Raw genomic sequence first — 20,486 nt, forward strand, 5'->3', positions numbered from 1 at the left:
TGTCGGTGGAACAACTGGTTATCGGGTATCGATACCGCTTCGAAATGCTCCCCTATATTTCTTTGTTTTCGTAAAACGATGATTCGCTGATTTTAATACGCTATGGCTTGGATCCCGTGCAGCAGTTCCCATCCCCATTGTAACAAATAGGGGAAATTTGCTACCCATAAATAAACTAGAATTTATGGGCTATGCAGGACAACCGATGAAGAGTGTTAAGGCCAATAGGGCCTTGCTCAAAAAAAGAAAACGAAAAAATATACAGGAATTGTTATTGGAAAACGGAGATACTACCGAAGTGGATTTTAAAACGTTTACGGCGGAACAGGTGGCGCGGGCAAAGGCCCGTATTCGGGCCAAGGCACGGCGCAATAGGCTGTTCAACTATCTGTTCTATGCCTTTTGTTTGTTTTTGGTACTATGGAGCTTTTATTGGATGTTTTCTCCAGGTATTTTTTAGGTTGAAACAAATGCAATGCCTTGATCGGCCCCCTTGCCGGTGGGGTGTTATCAGGGGTATACCACAAGTGGTTGTAACGGAAGCCCTTTTTTTACTACCAATACTATAAACGATTCAAATGACACAGACCAAGGAATTGACCATTGAGGACGAACTCGCGCTAATGAACGCCAAACGCAAAATGGAACAGGTGCATTGGACCATGCAGGGACTCAATAAGCTTGGAAATGTTATTGAAAACCGTATTGCACTCTTGCCCAAAAAACAACAGCAGTGGCTACAAAAACTCAGTTATAAGGTATTGCACGGGGTGGTAAAGGCCAATTTGGCCTCCATGAAAAAAAATGACGGCCCCCCGGCCCCATTGAACAAGACCTATAAGGCCTTGGTTACCTCTTCCGGTTTTATTGGTGGTGCCCTAGGGGTTTCCGCTTTTGCAGTGGATCTTACCCTAGCCACCAAGCTGATGATGCGGTCCATTATGGACATCGCCCGCAATCATGGCGAGGACTTGTCCGAACTCGATACCCAACTGGCCTGTTTACAGGTATTCGCCCTGGGCGGTAATACCAAACACGACGACAGTTTGGAAACGGGTTATTATGCTTCGCGGGTGGCCCTCGGTTCCACCATCAAAGGCGGGACAAAAGCCTTGGAAGGGTTGCTCAGGGGAAGTGCCAATCCGGTACTGCAATTTATCGCTTCCATAGCGGCCCGTTTTAGCATTCAGGTGTCCGAAAAATTTGTGGCCCAGGCCGTCCCGATTTTGGGTGCGGCGGGCGGGGCATCCATCAACTTGGCCTTTATCCACCATTTTCAAAATATGGCCGAGGCACACTTCTCCATTCGAAGGCTGGAACGCCAATACGGGGCCAAAAGGGTACAACGGGCATACGACGGCCTGTAAACCGTTTACTGCTGTGAGGGCCCGCCCTTGTCAGGCCGAAGACTGACGTCTGTTTGTAAATGGGGTACGGGAACGGCACGAAAAAAATTTCACCGAAAAGATTGCCAAACGTTTTACAATTGGAGATCTTTCATTTACATTTGTTAGGTACGGTAGGCGTTTGTAGGAAAATCCTACAAGTGTTGATATGTGTTGTATATGTTTCACTAGCACTCGTTGAACGGCATGGGTAGGACTATAAATTTGGGGCGTTAAAAACCTTAAATTTTATAGTTATGAAGTTACAAAAGTTAGTGTTTACCCTAGTGGCAACAGGTATGATGGTATTGGGAAGTTCTTGTACAAAAAGTGATATTGCGGAGGAAGACATAATCGTAGATTCAATTGGCACAGAAGAAATGGATGAAGACGACACTTAAAGAATTGCTGGTTGTGGTCGGCATCATTTTGGTGTCGACCATGCCCTATTTTCACGATGTCATTACGGCAAAGGCGGTAGGTGTAAGACCTTGGATTCCTCAAGTTGGATTACAAGAATTGTTGACCAATTCGAACGGAAGGGTAGCAGGCTTTAGTTCTTACAGAGTATTTTTATACAACTTGTTCATCCATTTGTTTGCGCATATAGGATTTTTGGGCTGGATGATGGACGCCAAAGGGAAGTACTATCGCATAGCGCTTCTAGTGCCGGTCATCTTAAGCGGATACACTATTTCGATATTTTTGTTGAACGCAAAGGTAACGGACTATAATGATACTAGTACAAAGTTTTACATTACCATAGCGGCGACAATCGGCGTTTTTGTATATTATTTTTTAGACAGGAGAAACAAGTTGAATAGTGAAAAAAGCAAACAGTTAAATGAAGGTGCTTCGGGGGATTTTTAAAATGTTGGGCAAGGCAAAGGAAGGGTTATGGGACTTTTTCGATGCGTTTAACGAGGATCGGTTACATGTGGTAAAACCGTCCGATGTATTACAGAAATACGTGGATTTCAACATTGACGATATTGAGGAATTTGCCGCTACCTACACCTACGATTATCACGATACCCATCGTATTTTGGACAACAAGAAAAGCAAGTCCAAAATGTACCAAGAGGTTTATACCATGATGAAACTGCTCGAAGATCGCGGAAGCTTGGACCGCTAGAGCACGTCTACATATTTTTCCATTTCATTACCGGACTTAAAAATACGCTTGCGCAGCAATATGGGCTCTTGATTGCTGGTTTCCGGTTCTTTCAAATATTCCAACTCTACAAAAAAGGTGTGTATCGAATACAGCGCGAAGGAGCTGGTTTTGGTGTGCAAATGGGTAACTAGGGTACCGCTGACCATAATTTTGGCCATCTGTTCCTTGGTGTCCAACATTAAAAAATCGTACAAGGTCATCTGCAACAACATTAGCAAGATAGGGAAACAAAAGTAGGGGAAAATTTACATGTCGCAAATTTTATCGTTACAATGCAGTTCTTTTTTTTAGAAGGCTTCTTTTAGGGGGTATTCTCCTTAAATACTACCCCATAAAACACCCCTTACAATCGTGTAGTTGTCCTGAGGGTTTTGACCAGTGGGACCGATTATAGGTTCGGCCCGGTATTATACGACCGGTACGTTCAAGGTCCTTTTTATTTCCCTTCGCAAATAAAAGCCCGTTACCAGGGTGGCCAGCACATCGGCAATGGCAAAGGAGGTCCATACCCCAAGTTCACCGTAATACTTGGGTAGGATAAGGATCAAGGGAATAAAAAAGAATCCCTGCCTCGTAAGAGTAAGTAGCAGCGCCGGAACGGCTTTCCCGATAGCTTGAAAATAGGCGGCCCCGATCAGTTGTAAAGCAATTATGGGCGTTGCCGCAAAAACCCAGCGCATGGCCAAGGGAGTATGTTCCAGTACAAAGGCGTTAATGGCCAGTTCGCTTTCGGGCAGGCCCTCCTTGGAACTCAGAAAGAGCGAGGCGATTTCCGCAGGAAATGTAAAAAGCCCGACAAACACTACGGTTGCCAACAGGGCGGCATATAAAATGGCCATATTGATGGTTTTGCGCACCCGATCATATTTTTTTGCCCCATAATTGAACCCGGCGATGGGCAGAAAACCTTGGGTAACCCCAAATACCGGAAACAGGGCAAACATGAGCATTCGACCGATAATGGCGTATACGGCCACCATTGCCTCGCCACCAAGTCCGAACAAAATATTGTTCATTAATAGATACACCACACTGGTAGTCGCTTGGCGCGAAAGGGTAACGAACCCCAACGCGCCGATTTCCTTGATAATGGAAAAACGCAGCACAAAACAGTTCGGGCCTAATTTTAGTTCGGAATGTTTCGACCTAAAAAAGTAGAAGATGTAGCTGAAGCATAGCACATACCCAATAGTGGTCGCCCAGGCCGCACCTTCCATACCCCAGTCGAAGAGGTAGATAAAAACATAGTCCATAAGAAGGTTGCCCACGGACGGGATGATCATGGCGATCATGGCGAACCTGGGTTTGCCTTCGGCGCGGATAACGGTATTCCCCATCATGCACAACGCTAAAAAAGGAATCCCATAGAGCACGATAACATAATAGATCTTCGCCGGTGCAAAAATATCGCCCTTGCCCCCAAATGCGGGAATAAGGGAATCAACAAAAAAAAGGCCCAATACCACCATGGAAATGGTTACCAAGAGGGTAAGGGTTATTTGGTTCCCAAAGGTATTTACCGCCTTTGCCCTGTCGTTCGCCCCGAGCGCACGGGAAATAATGCTGGACCCCCCGATGCCGATGGCCATGCCGAGCGCACCAATAAAAAAGGAGACGGGCAGCACCACGTTGATTGCGGCAATGGCGATACTTCCGATCCAATTGCCTACAAAAATGGAATCGACCAGTACGTTTAGCGACATGACCAATATCCCGATCGAGGCGGGAACGGCCTGTTTAACCAAGAGCTTCCCTATGGGTTCCGAACCTAGTGCTGTTGCCGAAACGTTGGCCATTTTTAAAGGTTTAAGGTGTAGGTCGCCCAAAGAAATTTTGAACAACGAGGACAAAGGTACTCCGTTCCTTTGGGAATAGATGCAAAGCGACCGTTGAAAAGGACGACATTACCTTTTCCGGAACAAGCTGTAGCGTATGTTCAAGGGTTTGATACCGATTACCAGTTAAAATGGTATAAGGCAAATTTTAACTAATAATTGATGTAAAAGGTGAAACGTTTAACGAAATGAAAAAAAAACCGAAAAAAGGAGCAATATTTTTTTCATTTTAAATTATTGAAAAACAGCTAATTAGAATTTAGACTAAGAAAAATTTAAAAAAAGCGTCTTTTTTTTCAGGAGTTTATGAAGATGGATTGTTTTATATACAGATACCAAATCTATAATACCAAAAACCTATGAAAAATACCAAAACGACCCCCGCCCTACCTTTAGACCATAATATGGAAATAGAGAAATTATATTCCAATCAGGCCACATTACTATATAGCCTTATGGTCCTTACATCGACTATTTTTGCAAGTTTGCTCATAATTGTATAGTTTAATGTTCCAAATCTTTAGTACCTACTTAAGAAACTGCGCTTTTCCCCCGAAAGCGCAGTTTTTTGTTTTTAATGATCTTGCGAAACGACGGTAGCCTTCAATCGATCTGAAACCGTAAAGAGAAGTTGGGTGTGAGGCCCAGCGATAGTTGTTCACGCCGTATGGGAGTATCGGCACTGTTGGCCGCAAAGGTGGTATTCAGCACATTTTTACGGTTCAGCACGTTCCAAATTGAAAATGCCAAGCGCAGGGAGCCGATTTCTTTGATATCCATTTTGTAGCTGGTGGAGATATCCGTTCTAAAAAAGGGCTTTTGGCGTTCCTCATTGGCCGCATTATAGTTCAAGCTGCCGTCCGTTACCGGTTCCGTTTCATTTAGTCCGGTAAACGGTTTTCCCGAGCGATAATTCATGCTGCCCGCCAAACGAAATTTGCCTATTTCCTTGTTTGCACCCAGGCAAAGGGTATTGGTAATATTGAAATTACTTTGGAATTCCGTTTCCGGTAGTTCGTCAAAAAAATAGGTGCTGTTCAAAAAGGTATAGCATGCCCAAACCGCACTTTTTTTGAATTCTTTACGCAATAGTACATCCGCACCATAGGAAGCATAATCCCCTGAAGTTCTGGCAAACTGGTACAGGTCGGTAAACCCTTGGCTCTGTGTGGTGATGCCGTAAACCTTTTTGTAATAGCCGGCAGTACTGGCCAACCAGCCACGGTCGTTAAAATTGAGGCCCAGAGATACCTGTCTACTGGTAATTACGGGTACCGATACTTCATCGGCAAGCTGCCATCGGCGTTTTTCCAGACCCAAAAAGTCGGTTTGAAAATTGATCAGTTGCGAGGTACTTTGGTGTTTGAACTCCCCAAGCAATTCTGCATCAAATTTTTTGGATATTTTGTGATTGATTCCGATCCGAGGTTCTATCAGCTGTTTTTGAAACTTGTCCAAATAATTGTAGCGAAGGCCTATATTGGCGCGGGTCTGTTTGTTGGGGGGAAGGAGCGACAGTTCCGACCACAGGGCATACGTGCGTAATACATTCCCTTGAAGGTCTATAAAGCGGGGTTCGTCCACATCGTCCAGGTTGGTGACCTTGGTTTCGAACAACTGTACCCCGTTCGAAAAACGGGAGTTTTCGCCCAGCGCCGATGATATGGAAAGTTTGGCGCCGGTTTCCGACACCGTATTTTCCTGAAGGAAACGTTGGTTTCTTTCCACGTTCGCATTCACCGCGCGCAAACGGTAATCGGTATTATAGATTTCGATATCGGTATGTACGGACCGGTTCCATTGCCGGGTGTAAAAAAGGCCAAAACCTAGGCTGTTCTGTTCGGCCATACTCTCCCTTCCCTGTCCAAAACTGGAGGTCATCGGGTTTTCGGTAAAGTTCAATTCGTTGCTCACGTAGATTACATTGGCCCTTATTCGATCTTTTTCCGATGGCCTGTAGAGCAAACGCAACGCGGTATCATAATAATCGAAGCCGATATCGGATTCTCCGGAAGCGTTTTCTTCGGCATTGGATACTTCCGTATTTTGTGCAATGCGATCAAAATAGGATGAAAAGGTTGGGGTGTCCACAAAATCACTGATCGATTTGCGGGCCGCTACCTTTAGGGAACTTTTAGAAGATAGGGCAATATTGGAAAAACCCGCGGCATCCAAAAGATTGATGGAAATACCGCCCTTGGTGTCCGGATCGATATAATTTTCGGTAGCCATGGCGATGGTGCCGGAAACCCCATCGGTCATCCCGGCCGAGCTTCCATTTTTTTTGAGGGATACGTTTTTGGTGATGTACGGATTGTACATGGAGATGAGACCAAAGAAATGTCCCGATTGGTACATTTTAATGCCGTCCCAAAGAAACAGGTTTTGATCGTTGCTCCCTCCCCTGATGTTGATGTTGGACACCGTTTCGTCCACACTCTGTATGCCGGGAAGTACTTGTACCGTTTGCAGTACATCGTCATCGATGAGTCCGGGAAGCAGTCCCATTCGCTTAAAATCGATATCATAGGACCCTTCGCTCGATTTGGCCATACCCCGTATAATATAATCGTAAATAATGACCTCTTCCAGCTCCTCGGGTCGAGCGATCAGATAGAGGTCCGCACAATCGTTTTTGCTCAGGAAGGCGGTACTTCGGTAAAGACTTCGATGTCCGATATGGTGTACCTGCAGTTGACGTGCCGTTTTGGGAAGCTCCATTTCAAAGTACCCCCCCTCATCGGTAATCGTACCTTTTTTCTCGGTCTGCACCGTAGCATAGGGAAGCGGCTCCCCGGTATTCTTGTCCAGAATGCGTCCACAGATCGTTGTTTTTCTAAAGATGGAAATGACCGTTGGCGAAAGAAATTCAAATCGAAGGTTGAGTTTTTTTTCAAGATATTCTAAGGACGGCCGTAATTTTAAATCGCTGTCAGGGGCTGCCAGTACTGTATTTTCGGCAAGTTCCGAGGCATAATTGAACTGTACTTCAAAGCGGTTTTGTAAGTCTTGTATGATAGCACTAAAATCCCTTTCTTCTCCAGATTGGGAGAAGAGGGATGGAACAATGAAGCATATAAGTAAGGCTTTTAGTACGTTCTTTTTACTCACGAGTACTTAAACGTACCATATCGGGCTTTAGTATTTCATACTCGAGGTCCAACGGTAGCGTTACGGCCTTCAGTGCCGTTTCAAGATCATTGTGATCGAAGCCTCCGGTGAAGCGCATTTCGGAATCGATGGCATCATGATCGATGGAAACCCCGAACTGACGTTCCATTTCGGCAAATACGACCGTTGCCTTGGTGCGTTCAAAAACACTTTTGTTTTGTGTCCATTCCGGTGTGGTGGCCGTATGGTTTCCAAGAACGGCCTTGGTACCGGTAAGCTGTACGTTATGGCCAACCTGCAAAATTTCGGTGACCGCACCGCGTTGTACCCTTACGGAACCTTCATAGCAACGTACCTCAAGAATGCCTTCCCTTAAGCGCACATTGAACTCCGTTCCCAGTACACTAACGGTACCGTTTTCGGTAACCACATCGAACTTGGAACCTTTTTCAACATCAAAATATGCCTCTCCGGTAAGGGTTACCGATCTTTCGGTGTCCCAATCATTTTCGTTGAACGCCAATGAGGAACCGGCATTCAAGGATGCGATACTGCCATCGGGCAAGGTGATTTCGGTTTTTTCGGCCATTCCGGTAGCGATATCAGTGCCGTTGTTTATGAGGAATAGGTAATAGAGGCCAAAAAGAATGACGAATACGCCGGCAATGCGCAAGAACCGTCCTCTCCAAAGAGATCTAACCGGTGTCGGTGCCGCCTGTGGCATTCGCGTTTTCTTGAAACTGGCAAAATCGGGAGTCTCAGAAAAATCGGCCGCCTTAAAGGCAGCGGCATCCTTTACGATGTTTTCGTAAAAGTCGGCATCCTCTAAAGCATGGAACGCTTTGGCCTCAGTTTCTTCCAACGTTTCTAAAAGCCACTTTTTTTCTAAGTCTTCCTGATTCATAATTCGGTTACTTTGATATAGAACAACCTAAACTTGAAAACTCCTGATTATTTTACACGAAAATTTTCAAGATCTTTTTTCAATAACGCAAAAGCCGAGTAAATACGGTACTCCACCACCTTTTTGGTGACGCCCAACATTTCGGCAATTTCGCTATGTTTTTTTCCCTCTACCTTACTTAAGAGAAATGCGGTGCGCTGTTCCTCGCTCATTTTGGCGAGGCAATCTCGATACTTTTTATAGTATTCTTGTTGCTGCAACAGGTACTCCGGATTTTCATTGGTACGGTCGTTAGTGGGTATTTTTTTATGGGCCAACACAACTTTTTGGTGCTTTACCTCGTTCAACATCATATTATTGGCAACGGTAAACAGGTATGATTTGGCTTTTTCGAAGGTGACTTTGGAGCAGTTTTCCCAAAGTTTTACAAATGCTTCCTGCATCTTGTCGGCAGGGTTGAGGTTGTTACCGTATTTATAATACAGGAAATCCTGAAGGTTACGGGCGTGTTGGTTGTATACTTTTTCGAAAAGCGCCTCTTGGCAAATATCGGTGTACAGGGGTTTTTCCAAAATGGTGGTAATTTCCTTCAAAAGTACGGAATGCGGGATTTCAAATTAAATTATCGGGATTTTTTTTAGTTCGGTTGTTCTATAGGTGACAACCGATAAATAACAAAACATGATCAAATTTTTACAATTGCTGCGAAACCTGTGTTTCCTTCTACTATTGGTCCATGTTTCCTGTAGACAGGAAGAAACGATTTATGAAGGAACGGAACCCGAAGAACGTTTGGTCGCCGATTCCAATGTTGCCCGTTTGCTTACGGCCATTGCCGCTCCCGATACCGTTTCGGACGATATTCTTGACGGCTCTTCCTGTATTTCGATCGTACTCCCGATCTCGATAAAGGTAAATTCCGAACATTTGACCATTTCGGAACCATCGGATTATGACCGCATTCAGGAGCTGCTCGACTTTTCCGATGATGATGAAGATATCATTCTTATCGATTTTCCAATTAACGTTATGGTGTCCAACCTGTTAACAAGAAGTGTGGAGAACCAAACTGCCTTTGACAATATCGTTGTTGACTGTAACGAAGAAACTGCCGCTGCGGAAAGGATAACCTGTGTGGACATCCAATACCCGATAACGTTCAAGGTGTTCAATCGGCTTACCGAAAACCTTACCGATATCGGTATTCAAAACGATGCAGACCTACTGAGCTTTATCGCAAAAATCAACGAAGATCAAATTGTAGAACCGGTTTTTCCCCAAATTTTTGAAATAGGGGAGGACACCGAATTTGAAGCGAACAGTTTGGAAGAAACGGAAAAGTTTATCACGGAAAACCAAGATGTCTGCCAGGATGAATTATTGGAAGACGAGTATGACGACGATTACGAATAAGTTGGATTAACGGCCCCGATACCGCCCTGCCCGGCTTGTATTTTTTGCGATAAGCGCTACCACCTGTCCCAAGTCCCAAGTTCCGAACAAACCCTCGTTATTTAAGGTAATAACACTTCGCTCCGTTGCCATTCGTTTACCCAATTGGCCATAACGGACACCCAAGCGTCGCTATCGTTAAGGCAAGAAATATGTTTATAGGATTCGCCACCGGCCTCCATAAACTGTTCTTTGCCTTCCATGGCAATTTCTTCCAAGGTTTCCAAACAATCACTGACAAAGGCTGCCGTGACCACTGCCAGCCGTTTTTTTCCTTCTTTGGCCAGCCGTTCAAATTCATAGTCCGTATACGGTTTTAACCATGGGTCTCCCGCCAAACGGGACTGAAAGGAAGTACTCGTTTTTTCATCGGACAATCCCAAATGTTCCTTTACCAAAGCGGTGGTTTCATATACCTGATGTCGGTAACAGGTATTGTGCGCTACTGAGTTGATGCTGCAACAACTCCCGTCTATTTTACAATGAAAGCGGGTAGGGTCCGATTTGCGGATATGTCTTTCCGGAATACCATGGTAGGAAAACAAAATATGGTCGTATTCGAAATCTTTTAGCCCTTCCGCTATACTTTCCGAAAGTACTTTTATATAATCGGCATTTTTGTAAAAGGCCGGCAAGGTGGTAATTTTCAGTTGTGGGAAGTGTTTTTGGGATACTTCCATGGCCTTGACCACTACGGTTTCGTAGCTCGACATGGCATAATGCGGATATAGGGGCACCAACAGTACTTCATCCACATTTTTCTGTTGTAGCTCCTCGAATGCCTTGTGGATCGACATGCTACCGTACCGCATTCCCAAAGCGACCGGCATTTCGGTATGCTGGCGCAGTTTTTCCGTAAAACGTTCCGACAACACTACCAAGGGAGAACCTTCGTCCCACCAAATTTTGGCGTAGGCCTTGGCCGATTTTTTGGGACGCGTTTGTAAAATGATTCCGCGAACCAGTAGGTTGCGCAACAGCACCGGAACGTCGATGACCCGTTCGTCCATTAAAAACTCGTCCAAATATGGTTTAACGTCCTTTGCCGTAGGACTGTCCGGCGAACCTAAATTTACAAGTAATACCCCTTTCATGCACAACGTCGTTTTGAAATGCAAAAATAAGCCTTAGACACCTTTTCGAATATGGATTATGGAAAATAGTTTTCAATGACGGTATAGTTTGTATCAATGTAATGAACGGATGCTCGGAAAACTATGGCAACTACTTTTTATAGGAGTTTGTTGTGGTGTCGTATAAAAATAGCGTTCCTTAAAAAATATGATGGTCATTCTATCGTTATACCAAGAACCCTATGGCATTTTAACGGAAAATAGGGAGTGCCGATACTTCTTTTTTGGTGTTCTTTGTATACCTTGATTCCTTTAAAACTAGTCGGAACAGAATGATATTGATGCGTACATTACAACTCCTTCTCCTTTTTATTTTTTGCGGTAGCATCACTGCCCAAGAAACCAATAGCCTACTTTGGGAAATTTCAGGAAACGGACTCGACCAAACCTCTTACTTGTATGGCACTATGCACGTGAGCAGGCGTATCGCATTTCGTTTGGACGATGTGTTCTACGAGGCCTTGGACAAAAGTGAGGTGGTCGCCCTGGAGTCGGATCCCGGCACTTGGTTGGAAAACGACGACCTTATGGGGCTGGGCGGTTATGGTTCCCAAAACGGTTTTTATACCAAGGGCTTTTACATGTATCCCTTTCGCGTCGAGAACCCTAGAAAGGACGAAATGGCGGCCTATTTGGCGTTCAACGATAGCCGGGTCAACGGCATTTTGTACCGGAGCAATTCGTACGCACAGGATTTTGAGGAGGAAACCTATTTGGACATGTTCATTTACCAGTCCGGCAAAAAATTCGAGAAAGCTATCGTAGCCCTTGAAGATTTGGAAGAATCGGCAACCCTGGTGGGAAGGGCCAGCATGAATCCAATGAAGCAAAAGCCCGACGAATGGTTGCAGAAAAAAATGCAACAGCAAGACTTTACCACGCTGTTACAGGATGCGTATCGGGACCGGAACATTAACCTGCTCGACTCCATCGATAAGGGAATGTACACCGAACATTACTTGGAGAACATGCTTTTCAAGCGAAACCGGAATATGGCAAAACGCCTCGACTCTACCATACGGAAGGCAAAAACCTTTACCGGTATCGGCGCGGCACATTTGCCCGGGGAACAGGGCGTGATCGCCTTGCTTCGGGATATGGGGTATACCGTAAAACCGTTGGGTTCCAAATCGACATCGAAAGGCAAACAAATCAAGGAAAAGCTGGAAACGACCCTGCGGAACAACGAATACGGCACCGAAACGGTCGACGACGCATTTTTTAGCGTGTTGTTGCCCAATAAGCTGTATCCGGCCTCCGAAAAACCGACCACGAGCTATATTTCGCCCGATCTTGCGAACGGAAGTTATGTAATGGTAAACCGGATTCCGACTTTTTCTTATCTAAAAAAAGACACCTCTTTCGATATCGAAACACTCGACCAAATGTTGTTCGAGAATATTCCGGGCACCATATTGGAAAAAGAGCGGATCAAAAGAAATGGTTTTGACGGACTGGATATTAAGAATCGATTGAAAAATGGGGACCATCAACGGTACCACGTGTATGTTACCCCCTTGGAAATCATCATTTTTAAAATGGGAGGTGATGGCGATTATGTAGCACGCCATGCAGATACCATTTTCAATAGTATCCGTTTTAAGACCACCAATGCCGAACCTTTGGTGTTGTGTTCCGAGTTTGACGATTTTGAGATCCGAATGCCATCGTTGCATAGTTTTCCCAATCGAAGTAGAAAGGGTGCGCGTTTGGTTCAGGGGTTCGACCCTGCTTCGGAAAGTTATTACTTTTTGCAGAAAGCGACCTTGAACGATGTCAATTTTATCGAACAGGATTCCTTTGAACTGAAACAGATCCAAAAGCGTTTTTACCAGGACCTCGATATTGTTCCACAATACGACGCCTTCAAGGGAAGCACGCTCACCTCGCAAGCGCTGATCGATACTGTCGCACAAAAACGCCTGTATTTAAAAACGGCCTTCAAAGGAGGGGACTATTACCTTATGGGATGTGTGACCGATACGGAATCCGTGGCGGGCGACTATTTTGATTCGTTCAAGATAAAAACACCTTCCTATACCAAAGCATTTCAAACCGTGGTCGATACGGCCATGTTCTTTCGAACAAAAAGTACGGTAAAGCCGCCCAAATTTGTGGAGAACAGCAGCCAGTATCTGAAGGGAAGAAACCGACCGAAACCCTATGCGGCCTTCAACAAAAAAACCATATACCAGAACAAGAACAACGAGGCCATTTCGGTGGTGTTGAACAAGTCCCACGACTTTATGATGTTTCCCGACATCGATTCCGTTTGGGCCCTGCGCAAGAAATTCTATTCCAACGAACTCTTTGTAGTGTCGAAAGAAAAAAGAAACGCTTTTGATGACGGCCGTTACGAATTGGAGCTCACCTTGACCGATACGGCAAGTACCCGTGGTATTTTGATTAAAAATGTACTGAAAAACGGGCTGCTTTATGAAATAAAGGCCAAAGTGGATACCGTTCATGCCCCGAGCCGTTTTGTACAGACCTTTTTTGATCATTTTGAACTGACCGACACCATTATCGGAAAGAACATCATAAGGGATAAGACCCCCGATTTTTTTAAGGCCCTCCAAAAAAATGACAGTATCGTAATCAATGGTTTTAGCTTTATCAATTTTAAGGAAAAGCATGTTGATTCCCTAAAGCATTACATTGCCAATTTCGAATATCCAGATGATAAAAAACACATTCAGGCATACCTCATCCAACAACTGGGGAAACTGGAACATCCCGACGTGGTTCCTTTCCTAAAAGCGTTTTATGGGCGTTCGTATAACAATTCCGACGCGCAGACCAAAATATTGCAGGCGTTGAGCGGCAAGGCGGATAAGGCGTCCACGGCATTGTTGTTGGAACTATTGTCAAAAGACCTGCCCTTGGTGTCCAATACCTTTGAGATACGCCGTATTTTTCGGCCCTATAAGGACAGTTTGCCCTTGGCAAAGGAGCTTTTTCCAGAGTTGCTGGATTACAGTGGCATAAAAGAATACAAGCCATGGATCTTTTCGTTGCTGGCCCGTTTGCAGACCAAGGGACTGATAAAGCCCAAAAGCTATAAAAAGTATCGAAAGCAGTTGTTGAACGATGCCAAAATGCAGCTAAAAAGGGAACTCGGAAATGCCGCTGATACCGGTCAGAACGAGTACTATCCCGATGTACAGAATAATGGCAAAAGAGTTTTGGAAGATGCCGCGGTACTGCTGTATCCGTTTCGAAACGAAAAGGACGTACAGTTGTTCTTTGATCGTTTATGGCAAATAAAGGACCGTCGCATACGGACCACCTATGCCGCTTTGGTCGCCAAGGCCGAAATGCCGATGCCCAAGGGGACCATAGATGATCTTGCGGCAGACGTCAACAGCAGGGCCATGCTCTATGGGAAGCTAAAACAGATCGGGAAGACCAAACTGTTTCCCGAGACCTTTAAAACACAACGTCATTTGGCCGAATCGGTGCTCTTTGAAAATGGGTATTTCAACCCTAAAAAAGATTCCCTACAATTTGTGAAAAGCAAGGAGATGGTCTACCAAGGAAAAAAGGTGGAAGGGTTTTATTTTAAGACCAGAAAAGACAGCGATTACGATAGCAATCATAGCATGAACCTGGTCGTATTCGCCAAGGATGGCGGTCTTGGCATCAAACCGATGTATAAAAAAGCGTCCGTTCGCATCGAAGATACCGATACCGAAGCAGATGCCATACGCTATATTACCGAAGAGTTTTTGCTACAGGACCACCAACGGGCCGAAGTATACCGTAACAATGGCTATGGCGGTTATGGATTTCATGGTTATTAACACCAAAAATGGTATAAGATGGGCCCTGCTATCGATCCTGCTACACGATACCGTTTTCCAAGCTGAAGCAAGCCTTTTTCCCAAGAGTTCCCAGCTACAATTTTTAACATGTCGGCAACCGCATTTGGCGGTCGGCAATTTTACGGATTACAACAGAGCTTATTGCTGTTTCATGCGATGCTGAAAAAGAGTTTCACTCGATAATCGAGATTTAAAATGCTGCGACGCTTGCGTCGAAATCAATGGTAATTTTCGTTATAATGCCTCGTGGGCTTGCCCCGAGGTTATTTACTCTTTTCCTATAAGCCAATACCTCTACTTTTCAAAGTTAATACGTTTTACATCCATAACGGTTTGATTTTTCTTTGGGCCAAAAGTCCGTTTACGGTACTGTTTTTAACTCGGGCAACCGCTGTTTTCGCATACTGGTATCGCTACTTTTTCCTTACTTTTAGGAAGACTAATCTTGAAATGGAAAAAATGAGAAATCGAATACCCCTAGTATGTTTTTTGCTGGCACTTTTAATGGTGTCCCCAAGCCTTTTTTCACAACGGAATCGGAAGGCGAAAGCACCCAAGACCACGTATCCAAAGGCGTTGTATTCCAGTGTGGAATATCGTTCCATCGGGCCGCACCGCGGGGGGCGTTCCGCGGCAGTGGCCGGGGTTCCCGGTAGTCCGAACCTCTTTTATTTTGGTGCTGCCGGTGGCGGCGTTTGGAAAACGACCGATGGTGGGCGTACATGGGGCAATATCTCGGACGGATATTTTGGCGGTAGTATTGGCGCCGTTTCCATAGCGGAAAGCGATAATAATGTAATTTATGTAGGCGGTGGCGAAAAGACGCTGCGCGGAAACGTTTCCTCCGGATATGGCATCTGGAAAACGGAAGATGCCGGAAAAACATGGTCGTCGGCCGGTTTAAAAAATAGCCGTCACGTACCCCGTATCCGAATCCACCCCACGGACCATAATATTGTATATGCGGCGGTATTGGGAAATATCTATAAATCGTCCCAAGAGCGGGGCGTATACAAAAGTGTGGACGGGGGCAAAAATTGGAAAAAAGTACTGTTCGTCAACGACAATGCCGGGGCGGTAGACCTGACATTCGACCCGAACAATCCCCGTATTTTATACGCATCTACCTGGCGCGCACGCCGGACACCATATAGCCTGAGCAGTGGTGGCGACGGATCTGGACTTTGGAAAAGTAGCGACAGTGGGGCTACATGGACCGAAATTTCTAAAAATAAGGGTTTCCCTAAAGACACTTTGGGAATTATAGGGGTTACCGTATCGCCTAAAAATTCGGAACGTGTATGGGCCATTGTAGAAAACAAGGAAAAGGGAGGGCTTTACAGAAGTGACGATGGCGGAAAAACTTGGGACCGCATCAACGAAGAACGGAAGTTACGGCAACGGGCCTGGTACTATACCCGAGTGTATGCCGATACCGAAGATGAGGATGTAGTGTACGTGCTGAACGTACGGTACCATAAAAGTACCGATGGTGGAAAAAGCTTTAATACCTTTAATGCGCCCCATGGCGACCATCATGATTTGTGGATCGCCCCTGAAAATAGCCAACGGATGATTATCGGCGATGATGGGGGAGCGCAAATTTCTTATGATGGCGGTGAAACATGGAGTACATATTACAACCAGCCCACGGCACAGTTTTATAGGGTAACTACCGATAATGCCTTTCCATACCGTATTTATGTGGCACAGCAGGACAATTCTACCATACGGATCAACCACCGCAGCGATGGGAACAGTATATCGGAGGCCGATTGGGAACCCACTGCCGGTGGGGAGTCGGCCCATATCGCCGTGGACCCCTCCGATAACGATGTGGTATATGGGGGCAGCTATGGCGGGTTCCTTACCAGAAAGAACCATAAGACCAATACGGTACGTGGCATCAACGTATGGCCCGACAATCCCATGGGATACGGGGCCGAAGGGATGAAGTATCGTTTTCAATGGAATTTCCCGATTATTTTTAGCAAGCACGATCCCAAAAAATTATACACCTTTTCAAACCATGTGCACCGGAGTACCAACGAAGGACAACGTTGGGAACTGCTTAGCGGAGACCTTACCCGAAACGATTCGGAAAAATTGGTCAGTAGTGGTGGGCCCATCACGCAGGACAACACCGGTGTAGAGTATTACTGTACCATTTTTGCCGCGGACGAAAGCCCCTTAAAAGAAGGACTCCTATGGGTGGGCAGTGATGATGGTCTGGTGCACCTTACCCAAGATGGCGGGAAAACATGGGAAAATGTTACACCCCAGGGATTACCGGAGTGGAGCATGATCAACAGTGTAGCGCCATCGGCCTTCGATGCCGGTACCTGTTATATTGCGGCGACCCGTTACAAACTAGGGGACTTTGCACCTTACCTGTACAAAACCACCGACTACGGCAAAAGCTGGACCAAAATCGTAGACGGTATCGCCAGTGAACATTTTACCAGAGTGGTCCGGGAAGATCCAAAACGACAGGGACTATTGTACGCGGGAACGGAAACGGGAATGTACGTTTCCTTTGATCAGGGGAACCAATGGAGCCCCTTTCAGCAAAACCTTCCCATTGTGCCCATTACCGACCTTACCATAAAGGAAGATAATTTAATCGTAGCTACCCAAGGTCGTGGATTGTGGATTGTGGACGACCTAACCGTATTGCATCAGCTGGATGCCGGGAAAAAGGGCGAAAATGCAATTCTTTTTCGTCCGAAGGACAGCTACAGAACTAAGGGAAGCACCACCGAAAAACCCAGTAAAACGGAAGGGCAGAACCATCCTAATGGGGTGGTCACCCATTTTTACTTGAGCACCTTGACGGAAAAGGACAGTATTCGGTTGACCTATACCAATGTTGCCGGAGATACCTTGGCCTCATTTAGTAATAGCGCCAAAGAAAAAAATAAAAAGCTGGCCCTAAAAAAAGGCGGGAATACCCACGTTTGGGATACCCGCGGAAAAGGAGCCAAAAAACTCAAAGGAATGATTTTATGGTGGGCCAATCTTAGTGGCCCCAAAGCAGTGCCGGGCGAGTATCGGGTGCATCTGAACGTAAACGGTACCACCCTATCGGAATCCCTTAAAATACTTCCTGACCCGAGAGCGGAGGTTTCCGTGGCCGATATGCAAGAGCAGTACGATTTTGTTGGCGACATCAATGCTACCGTGAACAAGGCCCACGAATCGATAAAGGCCATACGCAAAATCAACACCCAGTTGGATGCTTTTGTAAAACAATATAAAGACGATGCCGCAACGGCGGCCTTGGTCGACAAGGCAAAAGCAATGAAAAAACGCTTTGAAACCGTGGAGAAAGCCTTGTACCAAACAAAAAACCGTAGCAATCAAGATCCTTTGAACTTTCCGATCCGGCTCACCAATAAATTGGGGCATTTGAACAGTTTGGTCATGTTGGACGATTTTCCGCCGACAGACCAGGATGTTGCGGTGAAAAAGGAGCTCTGCGAAAAAATAGAACAACAATTAAAAGCGTTCGATGATCTGGTTTCCGGTGAGATCGACACCTTTAACAAGGAGTTCAATGCGCTTGGGTTACAGTATTTATCCGTAGAGGAACAAACGAAAAAGTAGGTATTGCCAAGGAGGGACCGAAGACTGGTATAGAATGAACTCGTTTTTAAACGAGTTCATTGTTTTTTTGATATTGTAAAGGACTGGTACCGGTGAATTTTTTAAACTGCCGATAGAAAAAAGGAAGACTTTCGTAGCCGCAGGCATATGCCACTTGGGCTACCTGTTGTTGCCTGGTTGCCAACAGTGCACACGCCGTTTGTATTTTATATTCGTTGAGGAAGGCGAAAAATGTTTTTCCGAAAATACGTTTGAAAAACCGACAAAAAGCGGCTTCCGACATATGTGTTAAGGTCGCCATTTCGCCCAAGGTAATTTTTCTTTGATAGTGTTGCGTTACGAAGTTTTGAATGGTATCGATGCGACGGCTTGCCGTGGCATCCAAACGGCCGGCGATGGTTCTAGGGGATAACGAACGATATTTTTTAGTACCGGCCAGAGTCTTTAACAGCTTTAAAAATGCGATATAGCGCGCTAAACCATGGCTCCCCAAAATCCTTTTTAGTTCTGGAAGCAACCGATCGACCAGCTCGGAATCAAATTGGATGCCGCACACGTTGCGCTCCAAAAGTTCGGCGATAGGGGCAAACTCTATCTTTTGTTGCCACCCCTTACCGAATACATCGGCCTGCCACTGTATAACGATCGCTTCCGACGGCCGTGGGTCCCCGGCCGTATTTTTCCAACAATGCGGAACGTTCGGGGGAATCAGTACAAGATCGCCCGGAACGAAACGTTCCACATGGTTCCCTACATACCGAATACCCTTACTTTTTTGGATAAGTGTAAGCTCATATTCCGGATGAAAATGCCAAGGAGCATCGAACTCCTTTTTTTGATAGCGATAGGCTTTGAAAGAGCTGGTAACGGAAGTCGTTATTTTTTCGAACGTTGGTTCCATGATGGATTCTTTTTGAGGGTATGACCGCTACTGAAAAGGTATTATTAGATGTCTATTTTGTAATTGAAAACGAAAAAATGCCATAATCAAGGTCAATATAGGGTATTATTTGAGCAAAATGCGCAATGGACAAAAAAAAGGGAACGCTTAATTTTGTTTCAAACATCTACTATTATGGCCCACGTTCAAGACCTTTCCAGAATTCACCATCCGATAGGAACCCTGTTCCAAATGCCCAAAACTCCTGAGGAATGGGAACCGTATCGCTTGTCGGAGGAACAGGTGGCACATTTTCATGAGTTTGGGTATGTATCCGGCATCAAACTTTTAGAGCCGGACCAGGTGTCGGTCCTAAATCGGGAACTGGCCGAAATTATGGATCCGGAGCACCCCGGAAATGCGTTGTTCCATGAATTTCATACCAATGAATCAAACGACCCCGATTCCGTATTGTTTCACTCCCTTGGGCACTGGCGTATATCGGAAGCCTTTCACGATGTGTTGTGGAACCCCGCTTTTTTAATGGCGGCAAGCCAGCTTTTGGAGGACAAGGCGGTCCGTTTTTGGCACGACCAGCTTTTTTGCAAACCGGCCCAACATGGCGGTGTGGTGGCTTGGCATCAGGATTATTCGTATTGGACGCGGACCATTGCCATGCAGCATTTGACCTGTTGGACCGGGCTTGATGATGCTTCTACTGAAAATGGATGTCTGCACTATATTCCAAAGAGCCATACTTGGGGGCTATTGGAAAAACCCGAGCTCGCCGGAAATATGGAAGGTTTGATGGACTATCTGTCCGAGGAACAGAAAGCGGCATTTGAACCGGTGCCCGTTCCCTTGAAGAAGGGGTATGCCACGTTTCATCACCCGCTTATGGTACACGGATCCTATGAAAATCGTTCCGACCGACGCAGAAGGGCATTTGTGCTCAACGTTTTTGCCGATGGTACGGTAAGCAATACCAACGACCCCTTATTGCCGGGAGTGCCACCCATACCAAAGGGCGAAAAAATTTCGGGAAGCTTTTTTCCGCTGCTTTTGCCCCGATAGCCCACTCTTGCCGAAGACCAATAAAAAGGAACGGTTTTACTCGATAATCGAGATTTAAAATGCTCCGACGTTTGCGTCGAAATCAATGTTAATTTTCGTTCTAAT

16 protein-coding genes are annotated in these 20,486 nt (G+C 45.5%); 9 read left to right on the top strand and 7 right to left on the bottom strand.

The genetic code is table 11. The features are described 5' to 3' along the window. The first annotated feature begins 184 nt into the window (after window positions 1–184). The 5 genes from ACRD7P_RS09350 (at window position 185) to ACRD7P_RS09370 (ending at window position 2,520) form a co-directional block, all read left to right on the top strand. The gene (locus ACRD7P_RS09350; protein ID WP_430907285.1) at window positions 185–460 is read left to right on the top strand and encodes a hypothetical protein; all 276 of its coding nucleotides are present in this window, start codon (window positions 185–187) and stop codon (window positions 458–460) included. A gap of 118 nt (window positions 461–578) precedes the next feature. Continuing rightward, window positions 579–1,367: an EcsC family protein gene (locus ACRD7P_RS09355; RefSeq protein ID WP_430907286.1), complete on the top strand. Its 789-nt coding sequence runs from the start codon at window positions 579–581 to the stop codon at window positions 1,365–1,367. Window positions 1,368–1,642: 275 nt separating this feature from the next. Next, the gene (locus ACRD7P_RS09360; RefSeq protein ID WP_430907287.1) at window positions 1,643–1,786 is read left to right on the top strand and encodes a hypothetical protein; all 144 of its coding nucleotides are present in this window, start codon (window positions 1,643–1,645) and stop codon (window positions 1,784–1,786) included. Next, window positions 1,770–2,255: a hypothetical protein gene (locus ACRD7P_RS09365; RefSeq protein WP_430907288.1), complete on the top strand. Its 486-nt coding sequence runs from the start codon at window positions 1,770–1,772 to the stop codon at window positions 2,253–2,255. The genes ACRD7P_RS09360 and ACRD7P_RS09365 overlap by 17 nt, the downstream gene beginning before the upstream one ends. Next, a complete protein-coding gene (locus ACRD7P_RS09370; protein ID WP_430907289.1) occupies window positions 2,230–2,520 on the top strand; it encodes a hypothetical protein in 291 nt (96 codons plus the stop codon). The genes ACRD7P_RS09365 and ACRD7P_RS09370 overlap by 26 nt, the downstream gene beginning before the upstream one ends. On the opposite strand, the gene ACRD7P_RS09375 is transcribed toward ACRD7P_RS09370, so the two are convergent. The 5 genes from ACRD7P_RS09375 to ACRD7P_RS09395 form a co-directional block, all read right to left on the bottom strand. After that, window positions 2,517–2,762 (bottom strand): hypothetical protein, encoded by a 246-nt coding sequence (locus tag ACRD7P_RS09375; RefSeq protein WP_430907290.1) that lies wholly within the window; start codon window positions 2,760–2,762, stop codon window positions 2,517–2,519. The genes ACRD7P_RS09370 and ACRD7P_RS09375 overlap by 4 nt on opposite strands. Before the next feature lie 207 nt (window positions 2,763–2,969). Next, on the bottom strand, window positions 2,970–4,358 hold the full coding sequence (locus ACRD7P_RS09380) for an MATE family efflux transporter (protein WP_430907291.1): 1,389 nt from the start codon (window positions 4,356–4,358) through the stop codon (window positions 2,970–2,972). A gap of 642 nt (window positions 4,359–5,000) precedes the next feature. Then, on the bottom strand, window positions 5,001–7,508 hold the full coding sequence (locus tag ACRD7P_RS09385) for a TonB-dependent receptor (RefSeq protein WP_430907292.1): 2,508 nt from the start codon (window positions 7,506–7,508) through the stop codon (window positions 5,001–5,003). Then, complete coding sequence (locus ACRD7P_RS09390) at window positions 7,501–8,412, bottom strand: FecR family protein (RefSeq protein ID WP_430907293.1); 912 nt, start codon at window positions 8,410–8,412, stop codon at window positions 7,501–7,503. Before ACRD7P_RS09390 ends, ACRD7P_RS09385 begins: the two co-directional genes overlap by 8 nt. Before the next feature lie 47 nt (window positions 8,413–8,459). Next, the gene (locus ACRD7P_RS09395; protein ID WP_430907294.1) at window positions 8,460–9,005 is read right to left on the bottom strand and encodes an RNA polymerase sigma factor; all 546 of its coding nucleotides are present in this window, start codon (window positions 9,003–9,005) and stop codon (window positions 8,460–8,462) included. Window positions 9,006–9,093: 88 nt separating this feature from the next. On the opposite strand from ACRD7P_RS09395, the gene ACRD7P_RS09400 reads away from it, so the two are divergent. Further along, on the top strand, window positions 9,094–9,825 hold the full coding sequence (locus ACRD7P_RS09400; protein WP_430907295.1) for a hypothetical protein: 732 nt from the start codon (window positions 9,094–9,096) through the stop codon (window positions 9,823–9,825). A gap of 101 nt (window positions 9,826–9,926) precedes the next feature. Here the strand turns inward: ACRD7P_RS09400 and hemH are convergent, their stop codons facing one another. Further along, window positions 9,927–10,958: a ferrochelatase gene (gene hemH, locus ACRD7P_RS09405; protein WP_430907296.1), complete on the bottom strand. Its 1,032-nt coding sequence runs from the start codon at window positions 10,956–10,958 to the stop codon at window positions 9,927–9,929. Window positions 10,959–11,269: 311 nt separating this feature from the next. On the opposite strand from hemH, the gene ACRD7P_RS09410 reads away from it, so the two are divergent. Together ACRD7P_RS09410 and ACRD7P_RS09415 are read left to right on the top strand one after the other, a co-directional pair. Beyond that, complete coding sequence (locus tag ACRD7P_RS09410) at window positions 11,270–14,800, top strand: TraB/GumN family protein (protein ID WP_430907297.1); 3,531 nt, start codon at window positions 11,270–11,272, stop codon at window positions 14,798–14,800. A gap of 525 nt (window positions 14,801–15,325) precedes the next feature. Then, window positions 15,326–18,427 (top strand): WD40/YVTN/BNR-like repeat-containing protein, encoded by a 3,102-nt coding sequence (locus ACRD7P_RS09415; protein ID WP_430907315.1) that lies wholly within the window; start codon window positions 15,326–15,328, stop codon window positions 18,425–18,427. Between the two features lie 46 nt (window positions 18,428–18,473). Here ACRD7P_RS09415 and ACRD7P_RS09420 read toward each other — a convergent pair whose 3' ends face one another. Continuing rightward, window positions 18,474–19,328: an AraC family transcriptional regulator gene (locus tag ACRD7P_RS09420; protein WP_430907298.1), complete on the bottom strand. Its 855-nt coding sequence runs from the start codon at window positions 19,326–19,328 to the stop codon at window positions 18,474–18,476. Window positions 19,329–19,502: 174 nt separating this feature from the next. On the opposite strand from ACRD7P_RS09420, the gene ACRD7P_RS09425 reads away from it, so the two are divergent. Then, the gene (locus ACRD7P_RS09425; RefSeq protein WP_430907299.1) at window positions 19,503–20,381 is read left to right on the top strand and encodes a phytanoyl-CoA dioxygenase family protein; all 879 of its coding nucleotides are present in this window, start codon (window positions 19,503–19,505) and stop codon (window positions 20,379–20,381) included. Window positions 20,382–20,486: the final 105 nt, after the last annotated feature.

The sequence above is a fragment of the Maribacter sp. 2-571 genome (genome assembly GCF_050589625.1).
In the GTDB taxonomy this organism is placed as follows: Bacteria; Bacteroidota; Bacteroidia; order Flavobacteriales; family Flavobacteriaceae; genus Pelagihabitans.